Here is a 16180-nt window from a genome sequence, read left to right on the forward strand (position 1 = left end):
TAATTCGCTCAGACAAAGCCTGAACGGCTACCCACGTTGCGTTAATAAATAGATGAAATAAACTGCTTGAGTCTGTCTGACTCTGGATTGGTGAACAGCTTGGCCGGATTGCCCTGCTCTTCTACCTTACCTTGGTGTAAAAACATTACATGGTTGGATACATCACGCGCGAACGCCATTTCATGGGTCACCACCAGCATGGTGCGTCCTTCTTCAGCCAGGTCACGCATCACACCCAACACCTCGCCCACCAGTTCCGGGTCGAGGGCAGAGGTCGGCTCATCGAACAACATCACCTCAGGGTCAACCGCCAGAGCGCGTGCGATCGCTGCGCGCTGTTGCTGCCCGCCTGATAAATGCCCTGGGTAGTAGTCTTTGCGCTCCCAAAGGCCGACTTTTTTGAGCAGTAATTCTGCATTTTCAATCGCCTGTGCTTTTGGGACACCCAAGACATGTACAGGTGCTTCAATCACATTCTGCAGCACCGTCATGTGCGACCAAAGATTAAAGCTTTGAAACACCATGGCTAAACGCGAGCGGATACGTTGAACTTGCTTTTCGTTGGCAGGTAGCGACTCACCAGCGCGGTTGTTTTTCATCTCGATCAATTCACCATTGACCCAAATCTCACCCGCGGTGGGTGTTTCTAATAAGTTGATACAACGAAGGAAGGTACTTTTACCAGAACCAGAGGAGCCGATGATAGAGATCACATCACCTTTGTGTGCCTCGAGGGAAATCCCTTTTAATACTTCATTTTGGCCAAAGGTTTTATGTAGATCCTTGATATCTAGCGCGGCGACATCATTCATGCGCTTAAACTCCCTGTTTTAACAATTATTCTCTCGAAGAGAAATCCTGCGTATCAAACTAGCATCGCGCTAATTCGAATGCAACATAGCCTTAACTGCAAACGATTACTTTTTCAGCTAAAAGCGTTGTAAAAAGCAGCAGGCACGAATAATTAGTCTGTAATAATTTGTGAATACGGGGAAGTATGCCGATTTTTGAATATTTACTCAATAGCCCCTCACACGTAGCACCTAACACACTGCTAACAAACTAGGAAGGGAATATCTAAGGCACTTTTGATTTCGATTAGGTACAAAAAAAGCTCTCCGAAAGGAGAGCTTTTTTACAAAGAACTCAGCTAATTACTGATTTGAGTTAGCTACGTATTCCACATCGACTTCCATAGCGCGCAAATGAATATTGTTGGCCTCGGTCGGCAAGAAGACTGCGCCATTAAAATCAGTAAAGGCAGCATCTCCCATATCAACATGATTCTTTAAATCGAAAGAGCGATTAGTTAAATTTTTGAAAGAGTCACTTAAGGTGAGCTCCGCACTTGAGACCAAAGCGACTTCAATGCGGTCATCACCGCTAGGATATAGCGTTTCTGTATAACTATTTAAAATGACTTGTTCATTCGTCGGGTAACTGTAAATCGTTTGATAAAAGTCATCACCATTATTGTTCGTCGATCGAACTGCGGTGCGTTGAATGCCAAAATCACGAGGAGCAAAAGTCCCGCTTGTATCTACACAATATTTTGTGCCGCATGGACTTAAATCAGCTGAAGAAAAGTCCTCCACATGCGGAGAGGTGATTGTTGTTGCCCCCGGCTCCAAACGCTTATCGGCCACATATAGCCAAGAGCCTTTGCTTTCCTCAGTTCGTCCAATCAGGTTAATGTTCCAGCGACTAAGAAGCCTATCAGCTTCTGCGAAAGTAATACTGCCCGTAGACTCGATCACTGGTTGCCAACTGTATACCTTGTTTCCCAGCGCAACTTGAACTGAACTTTGGTTATCAACATTTATATCAACCATATTCAAGTAACTTGGAGTGAGATTCTCATCATCCGCTCGTATGATTTCACCTTGAGCTACTGATGAATCATATATCATGTCATTGGAAAAGACACTGTATCCAATGACCTCTTGCGGCTGGCCTTCGACAATTTCACTAAACGCAGTCACTAGCTTGCTCTCTCGATAAGCTGGGTCTGCGATGATCGGAATATCAAAAGGACCAACTGCCCCTGCAATTCGCTCTCCAGAAGAACTGGTTTGGTAATATTTTGGTGTACCATTAGCGACAGCAGAAATAGCTGCGTGCGGATTAATGTCCTCGGCTGAAACTTGCTCACCCTTCAAACAATCATTGCGCGAGGATTGCAGGTTCCTCACTGCAAGGGTCATATCCGACATAAAGTCTTTGTGAACAGAATAAGAGTACGTACTAAGCTTTCCTGCAACGAAACCAAGATACTCTTCTAATGTAACATAACCATCATCCGGAATATTGTCTTTTAAGATCGACACTCGGCCATTAGCAGGTATCTGGTCTATGACTTGCGCTTGCTCTACGGAGCCATCAGCGCGATGGAATAATATTCTAAAGCCTCGATCGGCTACTCGTGCAGCGTATGCTCGACTTGAGTCCTTTTCGTCCAAGGCGAGTACCGCACAACCAGGACTAACCTGTGATCTTTCTGTTTTGTATAGCTCAACCATTTGCCAAGTGTAACTTGTCGGCTTGGGAGAACTACTACCACTACCACTGCTACTGCTACCACAACCAACAAGTGCCCCCGCGATTGCCGCTACCAACGGCAATACCACTGCCTTTTTCATTATCATTTCCTCAAAATTTGTTAGAGACGGCAAGCGAGTGCCGGAATTCTGACTGTGTTGCTACTATAACCCGAATCAAGCACACTTCATGCCACTTATGTAAGCAAACATTTCTAATTGACTAATTTAGCGACAGTCACGCTCTATAAGTGCATAAACTGACGAAGCTTTTTGCTCATAGAATCTATTTTTCCAATAATTAACAGTTATTTAGTCAAAAATGTGTCATTTATAAATAAAACTAACATTAATTTTGTAAAGTGATCTAAATCAAATTACTAATCGGTTAAGCACGCTAAACTCCCCGCCGCCCAAGGCACATTCCAAATTGTTGGCACGATTTGGTTTGGTTGGTGACGGTCTGGCAACGGTCCCAACTATAGGCACTAAAAATGTGTGCTAGGCTTTTTAAAAATCATTCACCGCAAGGATTGCGGATTGTTCTCAGAACAATAATTAACATTTCTAACATCATGAGGAATCTATGTCAGACGCAATGAATAAGGCTCATTCAGCTGAAGATATTGAGACTAAAAGCTACAGTGAGCTGCATCGTCCCGCATCAGAGTTCGCTTCCCGCTCAGACTATCTAGACCACGAACTGCAGATTATGAAGCCACGCCGCTTCGGTCTTAACCTGCCGGGTCGCGATTTCCGTTTCGAACTTGAAGACCTAGTACCTGCGCTCGCTGGTACTATCGGCATTATTGCAATGTATTCTGCGGTAATGATGTCTTGGGCTGAGGGCTTAACGGCCGCTTGGGATCACGTAGAATTAGGTAAAGACTTCGCTATCGAAGTAGCGCGCGTTGAGATGCTAATCCCAGCGTTGCTTTTCTGTATTATGGCTTCTGGCTTTTTTAACCCAAGAGCAAACCTAGCCGGTAACCACGGCCCGATGATCCCACTTATCGGTGCGATTGCACTTGCAGGTGCACACCCACTGGCTTTGGCTATTTTGCTTGGTATTTTTGGTCTACTGCTGAGTTACTTTAAAGGCGGCTCCAAGCTTGTCAACCTCACCTCCCAAGGTACGGCAGGTGGCTTGCTGATATTCCTTGGTCTGACAGGCACCATCAGCCAGATCGGCTCTATCCAAGACTGGGCGGTTGGCCTGCAATCTTCAACGGTTGAAGCGGGTAGCATGGGTTACGTTGGTCTGATTGTATTAGGCATTACGATTGGCGTATACGCTTACCTTGCAAAAGTGAACAAGCGTTGGTTGGCTATCCCAGTGTGTGCTTTCTTGGGTCTGGCGATTGCTCTTGCTCTCGGCGCTGGTTTTGACATCAAGTTCGAAACTGAAATGGGTATTCCTAACCTTAACCCTGTTTACTGGTGGGGCAGCACTGAGCAGGGCTGGATGCTGGGTCTGCCAAATGTTGAGCACTTCATTGCCTCTCTACCGTTTGCAATTCTAGCGGTAGCAATGTGGTCACCTGACTTCCTTGGCCACCGTATCTTCCAAGAGCTCAACTACCCGCGTAGAACTGAGAAAGTTCTCATGGACGTTGATGACACTATGACCATGTGTTCATTCCGTCAGATGGTTGGTACCGCTGTCGGTGGTGGTAACATTACCTCTTCTTGGGGTACTTACATGATCCCTGCCGCGATCGCGAAGCGCCCTATTCCAGCGGGTGCTATCTTGCTTGGCTCACTGTGTATCATCGTTGCGATCCTTGGTTTCCCAATGGATGTTGCGGTATGGCCACCAGTAATGCGTGTGGCGCTGCTTGTGGGCGTATCACTGCCGCTTCTTGAAGCGGGTATGCAGATGGTCAAAGAGACCAAAGACTCGCAAGCTGCAGGTATCTGTATCTTTGCTGCTATCGTGACTAACCCTGTTTTGGCGTGGGCTCTGACCATGTTCCTAGACAACAATGGTCTCATTGGTGACAAAGAGCGCGCTGCGAAACTATCGAAGATGGATAAGATCTTCATCCCTGTTGGCGTATTCGTTATCTGCTTGGTAGCGATGTTGGCAGTGGGCATGCTAGAAGGCCAATACGGTCTAAAAGCTTGGCTATAATTTAGTCAATAACACTAAGGGGTGGTCTTGGTCACCCCTTTGTAAAGAAATTTTAACAATCTCAATTGAATTTACGATTTATTGATTTAGTTTAAGGTTTCAAATTTTTTTTTGTTTTCCCCTTGAATTAAATCTCGTAAATCTCCACACTATGGTCAGTGGCAATATTCATGGATGCAATTTTGTTCGTGTGTCTATCAATATTGTTACTTAGAGTGTACTGAGACGCCCACAACTGGGGTCTGTAGTACGTGTTTTTTCTACTAAAAAGGTAGGTATGTCATGGCTGAGCAATTTGCTAAAGCTTGGGAAGGTTTTGCTGAAGGTGATTGGCAAAACGAAGTAAACGTACGTGACTTCATTCAGAAGAACTACACCCCGTACGAAGGCGATGAGTCTTTCCTAGTATCTGAAGGTACTGAAGCGACTAACACGCTTTGGGCTAAAGTAATGGAAGGTATCAAGCAGGAAAACAGCACTCACGCTCCTGTTGATTTCGATACTTCTGTAATCTCTACCATCACATCTCACGATGCTGGTTACATCAACAAAGATCTTGAAACTATCGTAGGTCTACAAACTGAAGCTCCGCTTAAGCGTGCAATCATGCCTAACGGCGGCGTACGTATGATCGAAGGTTCTTGTAAAGCTTACGGTCGTACTCTTGACCCACAAGTTTCTAAGATTTACTCAGAGTACCGCAAAACACACAACCAAGGTGTTTTCGATGTTTACTCTCCAGACATCCTAAAATGTCGTAAATCAGGTGTTCTAACTGGTCTTCCAGATGCTTACGGCCGTGGCCGTATCATCGGTGACTACCGCCGTGTAGCTCTATACGGTGTAGACTTCCTAATGAAAGATAAAGTTGCACAGTTCCACTCTACTCAAGAGCAACTAGAATCTGGCGACGATCTACAAATGACTATGCAGCTGCGTGAAGAGCTTCAAGAGCAACACCGCGCGCTAGGTCAACTAAAAGAGATGGCTGCTTCTTACGGCTTCGATATCTCTGGCCCTGCAACAACTGCACAAGAAGCTATTCAGTGGACTTACTTCGGCTACCTAGCTGCTGTTAAATCTCAGAACGGCGCAGCAATGTCTCTAGGTCGTACTTCTACGTTCCTTGACGTTTACGTTGAGCGTGATATCGCAGCTGGCATCATCACTGAAGATCAAGCTCAGGAAATGATCGACCACTTCGTAATGAAGCTACGTATGGTTCGCTTCCTACGTACTCCTGAGTACGATGAGCTATTCTCTGGCGACCCAATCTGGGCAACAGAATCTATGGGTGGTATGGGTGTTGACGGTCGTACGCTAGTTACACGTACTAACTTCCGTTTCCTAAACACGCTATACACTATGGGTCCTTCTCCAGAGCCGAACATCACTGTTCTATGGTCTGAGCAGCTACCTGAAGGCTTCAAGCGTTTCTGTGCTAAAGTATCTATCGATACTTCTTCTATCCAGTACGAAAACGACGACCTAATGCGTCCAGACTTCGACAACGATGACTACGCTATCGCTTGTTGTGTATCGCCAATGGTTATCGGTAAGCACATGCAGTTCTTCGGCGCTCGCGCAAACCTAGCTAAGACTCTACTTTACGTTATCAACGGCGGTGTAGATGAGAAGCTTAAGATGCAAGTTGGTCCTAAGACTGAGCCAATGCTTGACGAAGTTCTAGACTTCGACAAAGTTTGGGCTGGCCTAGACAGCTTCATGGACTGGCTAGCTAAACAGTACGTGACTGCACTAAACGCTATCCACTACTCACACGACAAGTACAGCTACGAAGCAGCGCTTATGGCTCTTCACGATCGTGACGTACGTCGTACTATGGCATGTGGTATCGCAGGTCTTTCTGTTGCAGCAGACTCTCTATCTGCAATCAAATACGGCACAGTTAAGCCAATCCGTGACGAAGACGGCATCGCGATCGACTTCGACATCTCTGGCGACTACCCTAAATTTGGTAACAACGACGCACGTGTTGATGACATGGCGTGTGAAATGGTTACTATCTTTATGGAGAAAATCCGTAAGCTTAAGACTTACCGCAACGCAGTACCAACTCAGTCTATCCTAACTATCACTTCAAACGTGGTATACGGTAAGAAGACGGGTACTACGCCAGACGGTCGTAAAGCAGGTGCTCCATTCGCTCCAGGTGCTAACCCAATGCACGGTCGCGATGAGAAAGGTGCTGTAGCTTCTCTTACTTCTGTAGGTAAACTACCGTTTGCTGACGCTAAAGATGGTATCTCGTACACCTTCTCTATCGTTCCAAACGCACTGGGTAAAGATCACGACGCACAACGTTCTAACCTTGCGGGCCTAATGGATGGTTACTTCCACCACGAAGCTGGCATCGAAGGTGGTCAACACCTAAACGTGAACGTTCTTAACCGTGACACGCTACTAGATGCAGTTAAGCACCCTGAGAACTACCCTCAGCTAACAATCCGTGTATCTGGTTACGCTGTACGCTTCAACTCTCTGACTCCAGAGCAGCAAGCTGACGTAATCGCACGTACTTTCACTGAGTCTCTATAATTAGACCTCACTGATTGAATGATTAAAACCCCGCTTCTGCGGGGTTTTTTATTCCCTGCGGGAAGAGGCGAGAGTCGAGATCGCTATGCTGCGAGAGGCGAGAGGCGCTTGTGGTGATCTCCCGCCCCCCAATTAGTAGCGCTACCCTAGAAATAAAAGTGTAGACTCACTCATCGCTCACACAGAACTCCTCGCACCTCGAAGGGCTTTGCCCGTCCCCGTACCCCGCCCCTTTTTTTAAGTTGTTCGCTAAAAGCAGACTAATTTCTTCCTAACCGCGGTTTTTTAGGTACTATTACTAGCAATAGTAAAAGGAAGTTATAGATAATAATGAAACCGCTAGCAGTACTCGCACTTGGGCTCTCCGCCGTCACCTGTCAGAGTTTCGCCTCTGATCGTAATACCTTTGTGTTTAATATCGACAACGATGGTATCGTCCGGACTGACCATGACTATTCCAATGGCCTGTTCCTCTCTTACACAACCGGTGCGATCAACACCCCAAGTTTTTTACGCCCCTTGAGCTTATCTGCATGGGGGGTGCCTTCCTTAGATAAGTTCGAGTTCGTCATTGGCCACAAGATGTGGACGCCGGAAGATATTGAGGATGAGAACCCCATTGCCGGTGACCGCCCTTACGCCGGTTATTTTCATGGTGAACTGAACTTTATCAGTTTGCATCCGCAGCAAGCCCACCGTTTCAATCTGACTATTGGTGTAACAGGTGACAACTCGATGGCTTCTCAAGCACAGAGCATCGTGCATGACATTGTCGGCTCTGATATTCCGATGGGGTGGGATTACCAAGTTGATGAAGGCTGGGTGGGTAGCATCGGCTACCTCAGTCACTATAGCCTGATGCGCGCTCAGGCTTTTGGTAACTCACAAGTCGAGATCAGCAGTGTCAGCGAATTTAATGCCGGTAACTTTCGCAGTGATGCGTCAACCGGATTGATGTTTCGTTGGGGAACCGATCTGCACAGCAATATGGGGGCGGCTAACATCGATCATGAAAACCCATTCAGGCCGGGTATGATTGGCGCTTCTCATCACGGACTGTTTGGTTTCTTTGGTTTTGAGGGACGACTGCGCTTTAACGATGTCACCATTGAGGGGGATCGCCCAAATATTGATGACGACAGCGGGCAATTCGACATGCAGATACAGCCATTCCAAGCGACCGCCGTTGCAGGTATCGCTTGGTACAATCGTAGTCTAGGCGCCGCATTGGCTCTGTCTGGGCACACGCCAGAGTACCAACACTCTAACGACTCGCTTTATGGTACTGGCAGCCTAACACTATATGGATTTTTCTAGTTGTGCTGATTGCTTGGAGGTAAGGCATGCTGTGCCTAGTTGTTACCTCCTGTAACTAGCTTATGCTCAACAAAACTATTTAATCCTCAACTTTTGTTATAAAATATCCAAACTATTTGAAGAACAGAGATTAACTCATGTCTACTACTGGTCGTATTCACTCTTTTGAGTCATGTGGTACTGTTGATGGCCCCGGTATCCGCTTTATCGTTTTCTTGCAAGGCTGTCTTATGCGTTGTAAGTACTGTCACAACCGTGACACGTGGGATCCGAAAGACGGTAAAGAAGTCACTGTGGATGAAATCATCCAAGAAGCAAAAACTTACCGTCACTTTATGAACGCCTCTGGCGGCGGTGTCACCTGTTCAGGTGGCGAAGCTATGATGCAACCTGAGTTTGTGCGTGACTTCTTTAGGGCGGCCCAGGCAGAAGGCATCCATACCTGCCTTGATACTAATGGCTACATCCGTAAGCATACCGATGTCATTGATGAAGTTCTTGAAGCAGCTGATCTGGTTATGCTCGACCTCAAGCAGATGAAAGACGAAATCCACAAAGACTTTATCGGCGTGTCGAATACTCGCGTGCTTGATTTCGCTCGCTACCTACACAAAATTGGTCAGAAAACTTGGATCCGCTACGTAGTCGTTCCAGGCTACACCGACGACCTTGAGTCTGCGCAACTACTTGGTGAGTTCATTAAAGACATGGATAACATCGAGAAGATTGAGCTGCTGCCATACCACAAGCTTGGTGCTCACAAATGGGAAGCACTGGGTGTTGAGTATGAACTAGAAGGCATCGATCCCCCTTCGAAAGAGACAATGGATAGCATTGTCGAGGTACTAAGCCAATACCACACTAACATTCAATACTAATTAAACGTCCACCGCTCGACTGGTAGACAAAATGGAAAGTAAAGAGGCTTTAATACAATGGAAATGACGAACGCTCAACGTTTAATCCTATCTAATCAGTATCGATTGATGATGAAGTTAGATCCTGACAATTCCGGCCGCTACCAGCGCCTACAGACAATTGTAGAGCGTGGCTACGGCTTGCAAATGCGCGAATTGGACAAAGATTTTGGTCGCTTACAAGAAGACGCTTGTCGCGAAATCATCGACATAATGGAGATGTATCACGCAATGCAAGAGTCGAATAAAATGCTCGATGAAAGTGAGCGTGCCGAGGTTGACCAACGCCGCCTGCAGTTCTTGGGCTTTGATGCGGCTACCGAGGCACAATATGTACACTACGTGCGCTTCCTAGTTGACTCTGAGGGGCTTTACCCGCAGTTTGACAAGGCTGACCATCACTTCAACTCTCAAATGCCGATGCTGGACAAATATCGTCGTATGCTGGCGACTTGGCGCCACTGCCCACGTCAGTACCACTTATCGGCGGCAGAATTTAGACAGATCTTTACTGCCTAAGGTACAAGCCGTTTACCAAAAAGCCTCCGCACTGCGGAGGCTTTTTTTGCCCTGACTTTCACTACAGTGAGTAGGTGATCCCCAGCATCACGCTGGTACCGACCGTTGCATCGAGGATTGGACTCTCCTCAAGGTCGCCTTCCAAGTTTGTGTAGCGCACACTACCCATAATGCTAATGCGGCGAGTGATGCCAAAGAACCCGCTCATACCAATGAAAAAGTTACCATCCCAATCAGGCTCAAATGGATCAAAATCGGTGCGTGCGGCTTCTGAGTCACTGACCCCATACAAGTGTCTATTGAGCTTTTCGTTGTTGTACGCGTAACCGATGTTCGGTACTAATCCCCATCCGCGCCCAATAAACGGATAAGAGTATGACGCTTGTGCGTACAGTCCATTATGGGTTGACCCGATATCCGTGCCTGCTGCGAGTTCAAACACACCGACCGGGCTGCGATACTCATAGCTTGCCCCGCCCAGTACGGTCGAGCGACGCTTATCGAGTTTGCGTATGTTGGGATCGCTAGACTCACCAGGGTCAAGCGTTCGAGGATCATACTGTAAACGTGCGACTACATTGTGGGTACTGCCACGTGGAAAAAGTCGATAACCAGCAGAAAACCCACGGAAGAAAACATGCTCACCCTCATAGCCTATGATAGGAATCACGGTTCGGCTTGAAGACGTTTCTTTATAGACCTCTGGGGAATAGGCTGCGCCCACGCCCAATGACCATTTCCCGGGCTGTGCATAGGCACTAGAACTAGTGACTATTAGAGCAAACAGCAACCCCGTTTTTGTCGAGTTCTTCACCCATCTCTCTCCTTGATCGACGTCCATCCTGAGCGACAAAATTTTTATCTGTGATACGCTGACATGTTGCTCAACTCTGACCAATCACCCTGTTAGCGTCCCTTATGTTGCCCTTTTCAATGCAAAAAAAGCAACATTTTTTCATCATTTCATAAACATAAATGATCTGCGTTTATTTCGAGACCCACGTGGTCACAAAAGCGAGAGTGCAGAGGCTATTTTTTCAATAAATCTATAATTGTTAAGCAAAATTGACAAAACTTACTAGGCTATAGTTATACGTACAAATCATTACAAACGAGTAACATGATGCCTTGTTCGCCTGTCGAGCTTGCATCAAAAGAGGAATTTTTGACCCTAAATTGCGGTCAAATAGAGAAAGTGATGTAGCCACCACCATTGTCATGTTTAGGCAATTTGTCACGTACAAAACAGTTATCACGTACAAAACAGTTGTCATGTACAAACAAAAGAACGCGAGTGAATCGCCTTGGTGATCTCAAATCACATAGGCAAGGGAACAAAGGGGAATTGCGATGAGTATTTTCGATCATTATCAATCTAGATATGAAGCGGCGAAGGATGAAGAGTTGTCGATTCAGGAGTTTTTGTCCCTGTGTAAGGACGACAAGAGCGCATACGCCAACGCAGCAGAACGTTTACTGCTCGCCATTGGAGAGCCGGAAATCATCGATACCGCTCAAGACCCGAGACTGAGCCGTATTTTTTCCAACCGCGTTATTTCACGCTACAAAGAGTTCGAGGATTTCTATGGAATGGAAGACTCGATCGAACAGATAGTCTCCTACTTAAAACATGCGGCGCAGGGTCTCGAGGAACGCAAGCAGATCCTCTACTTGCTGGGTCCTGTAGGTGGTGGTAAGTCTTCTCTGGCGGAGAAACTCAAAGCCTTGATGCAGAAAATGCCTATCTACGTGTTGTCTGCAAATGGCGAGCGCAGCCCAGTTAACGACCACCCATTCTGCCTGTTTGACGTCAGCGAAGACGGTGAACTGCTCAAGAAAGAGTACGGCATCGAGAAGCGTTATCTTCGCTCGATCATGTCACCTTGGGCCGCCAAGCGCCTGCATGAGTTTGGTGGAGATATCACCAAGTTTACGGTGGTTAAAGTCCGTCCATCGATCCTTGATCAAATCGCGATTGCCAAAACTGAGCCCGGTGATGAAAACAACCAAGACATCTCGTCACTGGTAGGTAAAGTCGATATTCGTCAACTTGAACACTTTGCTCAAGATGACCCAGATGCATATAGCTACTCTGGCGCCCTCTGTAAAGCCAACCAGGGTATGATGGAATTCGTCGAGATGTTTAAAGCACCGATCAAAGTGCTTCACCCCCTACTTACTGCAACTCAAGAGGGCAACTTTAACGGCACAGAGGGGCTCTCTGCCCTACCCTTTGACGGTATGATACTCGCGCACTCAAATGAGTCCGAATGGCAAACCTTCCGCAACAACAAGAACAATGAGGCCTTCCTTGACCGTGTCTATATTGTCAAAGTGCCATACTGTCTACGCGTTTCAGAAGAGGTCAAAATTTACCAGAAATTGCTCGATCACTCAGAGCTGTCCAAAGCGCCATGTTCACCGAGCACACTTGATCTGTTAGCACAATTTAGCATCCTGTCGCGTCTGAAAGATCCTGACAATTCATCACTCTTCTCGAAGATGCGTGTATACGATGGTGAAACGCTCAAAGACACCGATCCTAAGGCGAAGAGCTATCAAGAGTATCGCGACTATGCGGGCGTCGATGAGGGTATGAATGGCCTTTCGACGCGCTTTGCGTTTAAGATTTTGTCACGCGTATTTAATTTCGACCAAACCGAGGTCGCGGCCAACCCAGTGCACCTGTTCTACGTTATTGAGCAGCAGATTGAACGCGAACAGTTCCCGCAAGAGACCGCTGAGAAATATCTCGAATTCTTGAAAGGGTACTTGGTGCCTCGCTACGTCGAGTTTATTGGTAAAGAGATTCAAACCGCATACCTCGAGTCCTATTCCGAGTACGGCCAGAACATCTTTGATCGCTACGTCACCTATGCTGACTTCTGGATCCAAGATCAAGAGTACCGCGATCCTGAAACTGGTCAGTTGTTCGACCGCGCTTCTCTCAACAATGAGCTTGAGAAAATCGAGAAAACAGCTGGTATCAGCAATCCGAAAGACTTCCGTAATGAAATCGTTAACTTCGTTCTGCGCGCACGAGCGGGCAACAGTGGTAAGAATCCGGTTTGGACCAGCTACGAGAAACTGCGCACCGTTATTGAGAAGAAAATGTTCTCGAATACCGAAGAGCTGCTACCGGTTATTTCGTTCAACGCCAAGACCTCTTCTGAGGATCAGAAGAAACACGACGACTTCGTTGCTCGTATGATGGAAAAAGGCTACACCGAGAAACAGGTACGCCTATTGTCTGAATGGTACTTGCGTGTTCGTAAGTCATCATAATCGTAGATAGGGCTCCCCTTTCTACATGGGGAGCCGATTGAGGGAGATGATTATGGCGCAATTTATCGATCGACGATTAAACGGCAAGAACAAGAGTGCCGTCAATCGTCAGCGCTTCCTTAAGCGGCACAAGGCACAAATCAAAGAATCTGTGACCGATGCCGTGAGCCGCCGTTCGATCACCGACACGGAGACAGGCGAAGACGTTGCTATTCCGAGCAAAGACATCCGTGAGCCTTCCTTTCATCAAGGACAAGGGGGCGTCAAAGAGCGCGTTCACCCCGGTAACGATCAATTTACTCGAGGCGACCAAATCGAGCGTCCGAAAGGCGGCCAAGGTGCTGGTGGCTCTGGTGAGGGTGACGCAAGCCAAGATGGTGAGGGCCAAGATGAGTTCGTATTCCAGATCTCCAAAGATGAATACCTTGATATTCTGTTTGAAGATCTCGAGCTACCTAACCTGCAAAAAAACCAAGTCAATAAGGTCACCGAGTGGAAGACACACCGTGCGGGGTACCAAACCGCCGGGATCCCGTCCAACATTGCTATCGTGCGTTCATTACAGCAATCTCTCGCGCGTCGTACTGCAATGACTGCGGGCAAAAAACGCCTGCTGCATGAACTGGAAGACGAGCTGGAGTCGGTCATCAATCGCGAACCTGCCCAGTTGATGGAAGAGCGCCGTCTAAAAGCCGAGATAGCCGAATTGCGGGCCAAAATCGATAAGGTGCCGTTTATCGATACCTTTGATTTGCGCTTTAAGAACTACGAGCGACGCCCTATCCCATCAAGCCAGGCAGTCATGTTCTGTTTGATGGATGTGTCGGGTTCGATGGACCAAGCGACTAAAGACATCGCTAAGCGCTTTTATGTATTGCTTTATCTGTTCCTCAACCGCCGCTACGAAAATGTCGATGTTGTGTTCATTCGCCACCATACCCAAGCGAAAGAAGTCGATGAGCATGAGTTTTTCTACTCTCAGGAAACCGGTGGCACCATCGTATCAAGCGCACTGAAACTGATGAAAGAGATCGTCGAGGATCGCTACCCAACCTCTGAATGGAATGTGTATGCCGCGCAAGCCTCTGATGGTGACAATTGGGCTGACGATTCGCCACGCTGTAAAGAGCTGTTAGTCAACAAGCTTTTACCAGCTTGCCAATACTACTCCTATATCGAGATTACGCGCCGCTCACACCAAACTCTCTGGCACGAGTACGAGAAAATCCAAAACGAGTTCAACAACTTCGCAATGAAGAACATTCGCTCCACCGACGATATTTTTCCGGTATTTAGGGAGCTATTCGCCAAGGAAGACGTGTAGGAGGTTGGCATGATTGACGACAAAGTCGAACAAACGACACACATGCTCCCTGATGGACCAGACTGGACCTTCGAGCTATTAGACAGATACCACACTGAGATCAAGCGTGTCGCTGAGCACTATCGATTGGATACCTATCCGAACCAAATCGAGGTGATCACCTCAGAGCAGATGATGGATGCCTACTCAAGCATCGGTATGCCCATCAACTACAATCACTGGTCTTTTGGTAAGAAATTTATCCAGACCGAACAAGGCTATAAACACGGGCAGATGGGTCTCGCTTACGAGATAGTGATCAATTCCAATCCGTGTATCGCGTATCTGATGGAAGAAAATACCGTGACCATGCAGGCATTGGTCATGGCACACGCTTGTTATGGACACAACTCCTTCTTCAAGGGAAATTACCTGTTCCAGACTTGGACAGATGCGAGCTCGATCATCGATTACTTGTTGTTTGCCAAGAAGTACATTGCCGAGTGTGAAGAGAAGCATGGCGTTAATGAAGTCGAGCTATTAATTGACTCGTGCCATGCCCTGATGAATTACGGCGTGGATCGCTATAAGCGTCCAGAAAAAATTTCTATTGCCGAAGAGAAATCTCGCCAAGAAGAGCGCGAGGCGTACTTACAGTCCCAGGTCAATGACCTGTGGCGCACCGTACCGCAAAACAAGCAGAAAGACGAGGAGGAGACCCAGGTCCGCTTCCCAAGTGAGCCACAGGAAAACCTGCTGTACTTTATCGAAAAAAATGCTCCACTGCTTGAGCCTTGGCAACGTGAGATTGTGCGTATCGTGCGTAAGGTCAGCCAATATTTCTATCCACAAAAGCAAACCCAAGTGATGAATGAGGGTTGGGCAACCTTCTGGCACTACACGATACTCAATCACCTCTATGATGAGGGTAAGGTCAGCGATCGCTTTATTCTTGAGTTCTTGCACAGCCACACCAGCGTGGTCGCTCAGCCAGCCTACAATAGCCAGTATTACAGCGGTATTAACCCTTATGCACTTGGCTTTGCGATGTTTAGGGATATCAAACGAATCTGTGAAGAGCCAACCGATGAAGATAGAGAGTGGTTCCCTGACTTAGCAGATACTGACTGGCTTGAAGCAGTGCATTTTGCGATGCACAACTTCAAGGATGAGAGTTTTATCAGTCAGTACCTATCACCGCATTTGATCCGCGAGTTTAAGCTCTTCTCGGTGCTCGATGATGACCGCCGTAACTTTATTGAAGTCAGTGCAATACATGATGAAATGGGTTATCGAGAGATCCGTGAAAAACTCGCGAGTCAGTATAACCTCAGTAACCTCGAGCCGAACATTCAAGTCTATAACGTTGACGTTCGCGGAGATCGCTCACTGACCTTACAGCATGTCCCGCATAATCGCGTTCCGCTGGATAAAAGCTATGACGAAGTAATGAAGCATCTTTATCGTTTATGGGGCTTTGATGTCATTCTAGAGGAAGTACGTGACTCTGGCCGTCGGGAAATCCTTGCGACCTGTCCTCAGCGACACGATTATGGAGGGAAAATCTAAAATCAGTTTCGAGGTACGGGGACGCTTCGCTTCGAGGAGC

Annotated in this window: 11 protein-coding genes; 8 read left to right on the plus strand and 3 right to left on the minus strand. The window is 47.1% G+C overall.

What is annotated here, in order from left to right; genetic code table 11:
- Window positions 1-41: 41 nt before the first annotated feature.
- Window positions 42-812 (minus strand): ABC transporter ATP-binding protein, encoded by a 771-nt coding sequence (locus ACZ5R2_RS12860; RefSeq protein WP_464899775.1) that lies wholly within the window; start codon window positions 810-812, stop codon window positions 42-44.
- A gap of 342 nt (window positions 813-1154) precedes the next feature.
- Window positions 1155-2639, minus strand: a complete 1485-nt coding sequence (locus tag ACZ5R2_RS12865; protein ID WP_464899776.1) for a hypothetical protein — start codon at window positions 2637-2639, stop codon at window positions 1155-1157.
- Between the two features lie 484 nt (window positions 2640-3123).
- Here ACZ5R2_RS12865 and ACZ5R2_RS12870 point away from each other — a divergent pair, with 484 nt between their 5' ends.
- From ACZ5R2_RS12870 to ACZ5R2_RS12890, 5 genes are all read left to right on the plus strand, one after another.
- The gene (locus ACZ5R2_RS12870) at window positions 3124-4671 is read left to right on the plus strand and encodes a DUF3360 family protein (protein WP_438457862.1); all 1548 of its coding nucleotides are present in this window, start codon (window positions 3124-3126) and stop codon (window positions 4669-4671) included.
- Between the two features lie 282 nt (window positions 4672-4953).
- Window positions 4954-7230: a formate C-acetyltransferase gene (gene pflB, locus ACZ5R2_RS12875; protein ID WP_464899777.1), complete on the plus strand. Its 2277-nt coding sequence runs from the start codon at window positions 4954-4956 to the stop codon at window positions 7228-7230.
- Between the two features lie 330 nt (window positions 7231-7560).
- Window positions 7561-8547 carry a lipid A deacylase LpxR family protein gene (locus tag ACZ5R2_RS12880; RefSeq protein WP_464899778.1) on the plus strand — a complete coding sequence of 329 codons (987 nt, stop codon included), beginning with the start codon at window positions 7561-7563 and terminating at the stop codon, window positions 8545-8547.
- A gap of 137 nt (window positions 8548-8684) precedes the next feature.
- Window positions 8685-9425 carry a pyruvate formate lyase 1-activating protein gene (gene pflA / locus ACZ5R2_RS12885; protein WP_464899779.1) on the plus strand — a complete coding sequence of 247 codons (741 nt, stop codon included), beginning with the start codon at window positions 8685-8687 and terminating at the stop codon, window positions 9423-9425.
- A gap of 57 nt (window positions 9426-9482) precedes the next feature.
- A complete protein-coding gene (locus ACZ5R2_RS12890; RefSeq protein ID WP_464899780.1) occupies window positions 9483-9983 on the plus strand; it encodes a YfbU family protein in 501 nt (166 codons plus the stop codon).
- 61 nt (window positions 9984-10044) lie between these two features.
- Here ACZ5R2_RS12890 and ACZ5R2_RS12895 read toward each other — a convergent pair whose 3' ends face one another.
- A complete protein-coding gene (locus ACZ5R2_RS12895; protein ID WP_464899781.1) occupies window positions 10045-10824 on the minus strand; it encodes a MipA/OmpV family protein in 780 nt (259 codons plus the stop codon).
- Window positions 10825-11333: 509 nt separating this feature from the next.
- Between ACZ5R2_RS12895 and ACZ5R2_RS12900 the strand changes: the two genes are divergently transcribed.
- Genes ACZ5R2_RS12900 through ACZ5R2_RS12910 form a run of 3 tightly spaced genes read left to right on the plus strand, consistent with a single transcriptional unit; the run spans window position 11334 to window position 16140 of the window.
- The gene (locus ACZ5R2_RS12900) at window positions 11334-13268 is read left to right on the plus strand and encodes a PrkA family serine protein kinase (protein ID WP_464899782.1); all 1935 of its coding nucleotides are present in this window, start codon (window positions 11334-11336) and stop codon (window positions 13266-13268) included.
- Window positions 13269-13320: 52 nt separating this feature from the next.
- Window positions 13321-14592 carry a YeaH/YhbH family protein gene (locus tag ACZ5R2_RS12905; protein ID WP_464899783.1) on the plus strand — a complete coding sequence of 424 codons (1272 nt, stop codon included), beginning with the start codon at window positions 13321-13323 and terminating at the stop codon, window positions 14590-14592.
- Window positions 14593-14601: 9 nt separating this feature from the next.
- Window positions 14602-16140, plus strand: coding sequence for a SpoVR family protein (locus tag ACZ5R2_RS12910; protein WP_464899784.1), 1539 nt, complete (start codon window positions 14602-14604; stop codon window positions 16138-16140).
- The last annotated feature ends 40 nt before the right edge of the window (window positions 16141-16180 follow it).

The organism is Vibrio sabulosilitoris (assembly GCF_055391395.1).

Excerpts from the sequence above, each read along its gene's own strand:
- ACZ5R2_RS12860 (WP_464899775.1), bottom strand. The coding sequence starts at position 812 with ATGAATGATGTCGCCGCGCTAGATATCAAGGATCTACATAAAACCTTT.
- ACZ5R2_RS12865 (WP_464899776.1), bottom strand. The coding sequence starts at position 2,639 with ATGAAAAAGGCAGTGGTATTGCCGTTGGTAGCGGCAATCGCGGGGGCA.
- ACZ5R2_RS12870 (WP_438457862.1), top strand. The coding sequence starts at position 3,124 with ATGTCAGACGCAATGAATAAGGCTCATTCAGCTGAAGATATTGAGACT.
- pflB (WP_464899777.1), top strand. The coding sequence starts at position 4,954 with ATGGCTGAGCAATTTGCTAAAGCTTGGGAAGGTTTTGCTGAAGGTGAT.
- ACZ5R2_RS12880 (WP_464899778.1), top strand. The coding sequence starts at position 7,561 with ATGAAACCGCTAGCAGTACTCGCACTTGGGCTCTCCGCCGTCACCTGT.
- pflA (WP_464899779.1), top strand. The coding sequence starts at position 8,685 with ATGTCTACTACTGGTCGTATTCACTCTTTTGAGTCATGTGGTACTGTT.
- ACZ5R2_RS12890 (WP_464899780.1), top strand. The coding sequence starts at position 9,483 with ATGGAAATGACGAACGCTCAACGTTTAATCCTATCTAATCAGTATCGA.
- ACZ5R2_RS12895 (WP_464899781.1), bottom strand. The coding sequence starts at position 10,824 with ATGGACGTCGATCAAGGAGAGAGATGGGTGAAGAACTCGACAAAAACG.
- ACZ5R2_RS12900 (WP_464899782.1), top strand. The coding sequence starts at position 11,334 with ATGAGTATTTTCGATCATTATCAATCTAGATATGAAGCGGCGAAGGAT.
- ACZ5R2_RS12905 (WP_464899783.1), top strand. The coding sequence starts at position 13,321 with ATGGCGCAATTTATCGATCGACGATTAAACGGCAAGAACAAGAGTGCC.
- ACZ5R2_RS12910 (WP_464899784.1), top strand. The coding sequence starts at position 14,602 with ATGATTGACGACAAAGTCGAACAAACGACACACATGCTCCCTGATGGA.